Origin of the sequence: Rubrivirga sp., assembly GCF_049648075.1 — a bacterium.
In the GTDB taxonomy this organism is placed as follows: Bacteria; Bacteroidota; Rhodothermia; order Rhodothermales; family Rubricoccaceae; genus Rubrivirga.
In genome coordinates, this window is the sequence record NZ_JBARYR010000156.1 from 1 (window position 1) to 4,665 (window position 4,665).

Sequence of the window (4,665 nt, forward strand, 5' to 3'; positions counted from 1 at the left end):
GCAACAGTGGTGGAGGCGGCGGTGGCCGCGGCCGCCGATAATCGAACTGACTTCGGGCGCGCCCCCCGGCGCGCCCTCACCTAGACGACGACTGACATGTTGATGCCGAAGCGGACCAAGTTCCGCAAGATGCAGAAGGGCCGGAGGAAGGGGCTCGCCCAGCGCGGCGCCCGGATCAACTTCGGCGACTACGGAATCAAGGCGCTCGACGCCGGCTGGCTCACGTCCCGCCAGATCGAGGCCGCTCGTATCGCCATGACCCGACGCATGAAGCGTCAGGGCAAGGTGTGGATCCGTGTCTTCCCCGACAAGCCGATCACCAAGAAGCCGGCCGAGACCCGAATGGGTAAAGGCAAGGGCTCGCCCGAGTACTGGGTGGCCGTCGTCAAGCCCGGCCGCGTCTTGTTCGAGGTCGGTGGTGTGGACGAGGAGACGGCACGCGAGGCGTTGCGCCTGGCGATTCAGAAGCTCCCTGTCAAGGCCAAGTTCGTGATGCGTCCCGAGATGGTGACCGTTCCTCCGCCGGCGTCTGCGTCGGGCGAGGACGAGGCCGCCATCGAGGTCGAGATCGACAACGTGGACCTGACCAAGATCTACGGACTCGGGGACACGATGGCCGAGCAACTCATCGAGGCCGGCATCGACAGCTACCAAGCGGTCGCCGACGCCGACGTCGAGACGTTGCGCGAGATCATCTCCGCCGACGGCACCGACGACCAGTCGGTCAACGAAGAGACCTGGGCCAAGCAGGCGCAGTTCTTCGTTGACGACGACTTGGACGGGCTCGACACTTACGTCGAGGAGCTCCGCGAAGCCGATGGCAACGTCGTCGAGATCGAGGACGACCTCGAGGTCGAGCGCCCGGTCGAGGAGGACGCGTCGGAGTCGGCCGAGGAGAACGCCGGACCGAACCCGCAGAACCAGGGCGACAACACGTCGGACGACGGCAACACGCCGCCGGCCTCCGCCTAGCACTGACCAGATCATCGGCCTCGAGGGCGCTGTCTCTCGAGGCCTTTCCATGCCGACTATGAAAGCCAACGAGATGCGAGACCTCAACGAGGCCGAGATCAAGCAGCGGATCGCCGAGGAGACTCGCGACTTGACCGACCTGCGGTTCCGGCGCTCGGTGACGGGCCTCGAGAACCCCATCGTGCTGCGCCACAAGCGCCGCGAGATCGCCCGCATGCGGACGATCCTGAACGAGAAGAAGCGCGAGGCCGCTGCCGAGTAGTGAAGCTTCAGCGCGGGACCGTCCTCGAGGACGGCTCTGACTGAACCTTCACCGGGGGCTTGGTTATCCTCGCCCTCCGCGATCGATTGAGGTTCGTCCCCATGATCGCACGGCGCATCCGCGCCATCCCCGTAGTTGGTGGGGTTCCGGCCCACCAAGCGAATAGCATTCCCGCCCGCGAGGGCTCCAGGCTATGGCAGATACCACACCGACCGCTGAGGCGGTCGCCGAGCGCGGCGCGCGCAAGTTCCGCGTCGGCCTCGTCGTCTCCGACAAGATGGACAAGACCATCACCATCGCGATCCAGCGGCAGGTGAAGCACCCCATCTACGGCAAGTTCGTCAAGCAGACGACGAAGCTGAAGGCTCACGACGAGACGAACGACGCCAACGAAGGCGACACCGTTCGCATCCAGGAGACCCGCCCCATGTCGAAGACAAAGCGGTGGCGTCTCGTGGAGGTCGTCGAGCGCGCCCGATAACCTTGAGGAGTCGGCCTCGAGGCCGGCCCGCACTCGGCACACCCAATGATCCAGCAAGAATCCCGACTCAACGTCGCCGACAACAGCGGGGCCAAGGAGGTCCTCTGTATTCGCGTGCTCGGCGGCTCCGGCCGTCGCTACGCCCGCGTCGGTGACATCATCGTTTGCTCCGTCAAGAACGCGATTCCTGGCGGCAACGTGAAGAAAGGCGACGTGTCCCGCGCCGTGATTGTGCGTACCAAGAAGGAGCTTCGGCGTCCGGACGGGTCGTACATCCGGTTCGACGAGAACGCGGCCGTCCTGATCAACGACGCGGACGAGCCGCGCGGTACACGCATCTTCGGGCCTGTCGCCCGTGAGCTCCGCGACCGCCAGTTCATGCGCATCGTTTCCCTCGCCCCGGAGGTGCTCTAATGCCCCGCACGAAGAACAAGCAGAAGAAGCTCCACGTCAAGAAGGGCGACACCGTCGTCCTCACGAAGCGGATCACGGCCCACGGTGGCGGCTCCAACGACCGTCCCAAGGGCCATCAGGCTCGCATCCTCGAGGTCTACCCCTCGAAGGAGCGCGTGCTCGTCGAGGGCGTCAACCTCCGGCTGAAGCACACCAAGCCGAACCAAGTCAACCCGAACGGCGGTCGCATCGAGGCCGAGCGCCCGATCCACGTCTCGAACGTGATGCCCGTCGACGCCAACGGCGCTCCGACCCGCATCGGCCGCAAGCGCGTCGAGGATCCCAACACCGGCCAGGCCCGCTGGGTCCGCTACGCCAAGACCACGGGCGACGAGCTCGATAGCTAGACATGGAGAACTACACACCCCGTCTCAAGGAGCGCTACCGCGCCGAGATCGCGCCCGCTCTCACCGAGCAGTTCAGCTACGACAACCCGATGCAGACGCCGCGTCTGTTGAAGGTGGTCATCAACAAGGGCATCGGCGAGGCCGCGACCAACAAGAAGGTCCTGACCGACGCCGTCGAGGAGTTGCGCAAGATCACGGGCCAGCAGCCCGCCGTCCGCAACGCGCGCAAGTCGATCTCCAACTTTAAGCTCCGCGACGGCATGCCCGTCGGCGTGGCCGTCACCCTCCGTGGTGACAAGATGTGGGAGTTCGTCGACCGTCTCGTGACGTTGGCGCTCCCGCGCGTCCGTGACTTCCGCGGCGTGCCCGACCGGTCCTTCGACGGCCGCGGCAATTACACGTTGGGCGTCACGGAGCAGATCATCTTCCCCGAGATCGACATCGACTCCGTATCGCGCGTCTCCGGCTTCGATATCACGTTCGTGACGACGGCCGAGACCGACGAGGAGGCCCACGCGCTCCTGAAGGAGCTCGGGATGCCGTTCGTCCGCCGCGAGACCGTCGAGGCGTAACCAATACCCGACCTCGAGGTCGGACACCTGTCGCCCTCGAGGCCGACACAGCAACACAGACACCATGGCTAAGACCAGCGCCGTCGCCCGCGAGAAGAAGCGCCGCAAGGCCGTCGCGAAGTACGCCGAGCGGCGGAAGGAGCTTAAGGAGCAGATGCGTCAGCTCAAGAACTCCGACGACTTTAACCCGGCCGAGGCTCAGGCCATCGCCGAGGAGCTCCAGAAGCTTCCGCGTGATGCGAGCCCCGTCCGCTTGCACAACCGCTGCGCCCTGACGGGCCGTCCCCGTGGCTACATCCGGAAGTTCGGCGTCTGCCGCAACGTGTTCCGCGAGCTCGCCGTCGAGGGCCAGATCCCCGGCGTTCGCAAGTCCTCCTGGTAGAAGGCTCGGGGTTCAGGGTTCGCAAGGACCTGCACCTGAGCAAACCCTGAACGTCGAATCCAGAACCACTTTCCATCTAGCGGTCAGGCGCCCTCGAGGGCGAACCGGCCGAAGACACAATGAGCGCACTCAGCGATCCCGTCGCGGACTACCTCACGCGTATCCGCAACGCCCAGAAGGCCCGCCACCCCTACGTGGACGTGCCCGCTTCCAACCTGAAGCGAGCCATCACCCAGATCCTGGTCGACAAAGGCTACGTCGCCGACTACGTCAACGTCGAGGACACGAAGCAGGGCCTGATCCGGATCTACCTCAAGTACCTCCGCGGCGGCAAGCCGGTCATCCAGACCATCGACCGCGTGTCGAAGCCGGGCCTGCGCCGCTACGTCGGCTCGGACAACCTGCCCCGCGTCATGAACGGCCTTGGCATCGCGATCCTCTCGACGAGCCGCGGCGTCATGACCGACAAGGAGTGCCGCCGGGCTGGAATCGGCGGAGAAGTGCTCGCCACCGTCAGCTAGAGACCCCCAGAGATATGTCCCGAATCGGAAAACAGCCGATCCCGATCTCCGACGGCGTCTCGTTCGACGTCACGGATAAAAACCACGTCACGGTCAAGGGGCCGAAGGGCCAGCTCGGCCTGGATGTGGACCCTGATCTCTCGGTCGAGGTGCAGGACGGCGAGATCGTCGTCACGCGCCCGACGGAGCAGAAGCGCCACAAGGCGCTCCACGGCCTGACCCGGTCGCTCATCGCCAACATGGTGGAGGGTGTCACGGCCGGCTACTCCAAGGAGCTCGACGTCATCGGTGTCGGGTACCGCGCCGACTCGAAGAAGATGTCCGGCATGGACGTCCTCGAGCTCGCGCTCGGGTTCTCCCACCCGATCTACTTCGTCCCGCCGGACGGCGTCGACATCGAGGCCGAGACGGTCCGTGGTCAGAACCCGCGGATCAAGATCACCGGCATCGACAAGCAACTCGTCGGCCAGGTCGCAGCCAAGATCCGCGCACTTCGTCCGCCGGAGCCCTACAAGGGCAAGGGCGTCCGCTACACCGACGAGTACGTCCGCCGCAAGGCTGGCAAGACCGCCGCTCGCTAGTTCTATACCGATCATGGGGGCGCCCGTCCCCGTGATCGGACTCACTTTTTCGTGCGTGGCCGGACGGCCGACCCGTCTGCCCGAAGCGCACCAC

At 65.4% G+C, this 4,665-nt stretch carries 9 protein-coding genes and 1 pseudogene; all 10 read left to right on the forward strand.

What is annotated here, in order from left to right:
* Positions 1–96: 96 nt before the first annotated feature.
* Positions 97–510, forward strand: a pseudogene (gene rplP / locus WBA11_RS04420) (50S ribosomal protein L16); the annotation flags it as partial.
* Positions 505–972 carry a helix-hairpin-helix domain-containing protein gene (locus WBA11_RS04425; RefSeq protein ID WP_424519524.1) on the forward strand — a complete coding sequence of 156 codons (468 nt, stop codon included), beginning with the start codon at positions 505–507 and terminating at the stop codon, positions 970–972. The pseudogene rplP and the gene WBA11_RS04425, both read left to right, overlap by 6 nt.
* A gap of 49 nt (positions 973–1,021) precedes the next feature.
* Positions 1,022–1,234: a 50S ribosomal protein L29 gene (rpmC, locus tag WBA11_RS04430; protein ID WP_424519516.1), complete on the forward strand. Its 213-nt coding sequence runs from the start codon at positions 1,022–1,024 to the stop codon at positions 1,232–1,234.
* A 193-nt stretch (positions 1,235–1,427) separates the two neighbouring features.
* The gene (rpsQ, locus tag WBA11_RS04435; RefSeq protein ID WP_424519517.1) at positions 1,428–1,715 is read left to right on the forward strand and encodes a 30S ribosomal protein S17; all 288 of its coding nucleotides are present in this window, start codon (positions 1,428–1,430) and stop codon (positions 1,713–1,715) included.
* A 45-nt stretch (positions 1,716–1,760) separates the two neighbouring features.
* Complete coding sequence (rplN, locus tag WBA11_RS04440) at positions 1,761–2,129, forward strand: 50S ribosomal protein L14 (protein ID WP_424519518.1); 369 nt, start codon at positions 1,761–1,763, stop codon at positions 2,127–2,129.
* Positions 2,129–2,515 (forward strand): 50S ribosomal protein L24, encoded by a 387-nt coding sequence (gene rplX, locus WBA11_RS04445; RefSeq protein WP_424519519.1) that lies wholly within the window; start codon positions 2,129–2,131, stop codon positions 2,513–2,515. Before rplN ends, rplX begins: the two co-directional genes overlap by 1 nt.
* A gap of 2 nt (positions 2,516–2,517) precedes the next feature.
* Positions 2,518–3,087, forward strand: a complete 570-nt coding sequence (gene rplE, locus WBA11_RS04450) for a 50S ribosomal protein L5 (RefSeq protein ID WP_424519520.1) — start codon at positions 2,518–2,520, stop codon at positions 3,085–3,087.
* Positions 3,088–3,151: 64 nt separating this feature from the next.
* Entirely contained in the window at positions 3,152–3,469 is a 318-nt protein-coding gene (gene rpsN, locus WBA11_RS04455) for a 30S ribosomal protein S14 (RefSeq protein WP_424519521.1), read from the forward strand.
* 119 nt (positions 3,470–3,588) lie between these two features.
* A complete protein-coding gene (gene rpsH / locus WBA11_RS04460) occupies positions 3,589–3,990 on the forward strand; it encodes a 30S ribosomal protein S8 (RefSeq protein ID WP_424519522.1) in 402 nt (133 codons plus the stop codon).
* A 14-nt stretch (positions 3,991–4,004) separates the two neighbouring features.
* Entirely contained in the window at positions 4,005–4,571 is a 567-nt protein-coding gene (gene rplF, locus WBA11_RS04465; RefSeq protein ID WP_424519523.1) for a 50S ribosomal protein L6, read from the forward strand.
* Positions 4,572–4,665 lie beyond the last annotated feature (94 nt).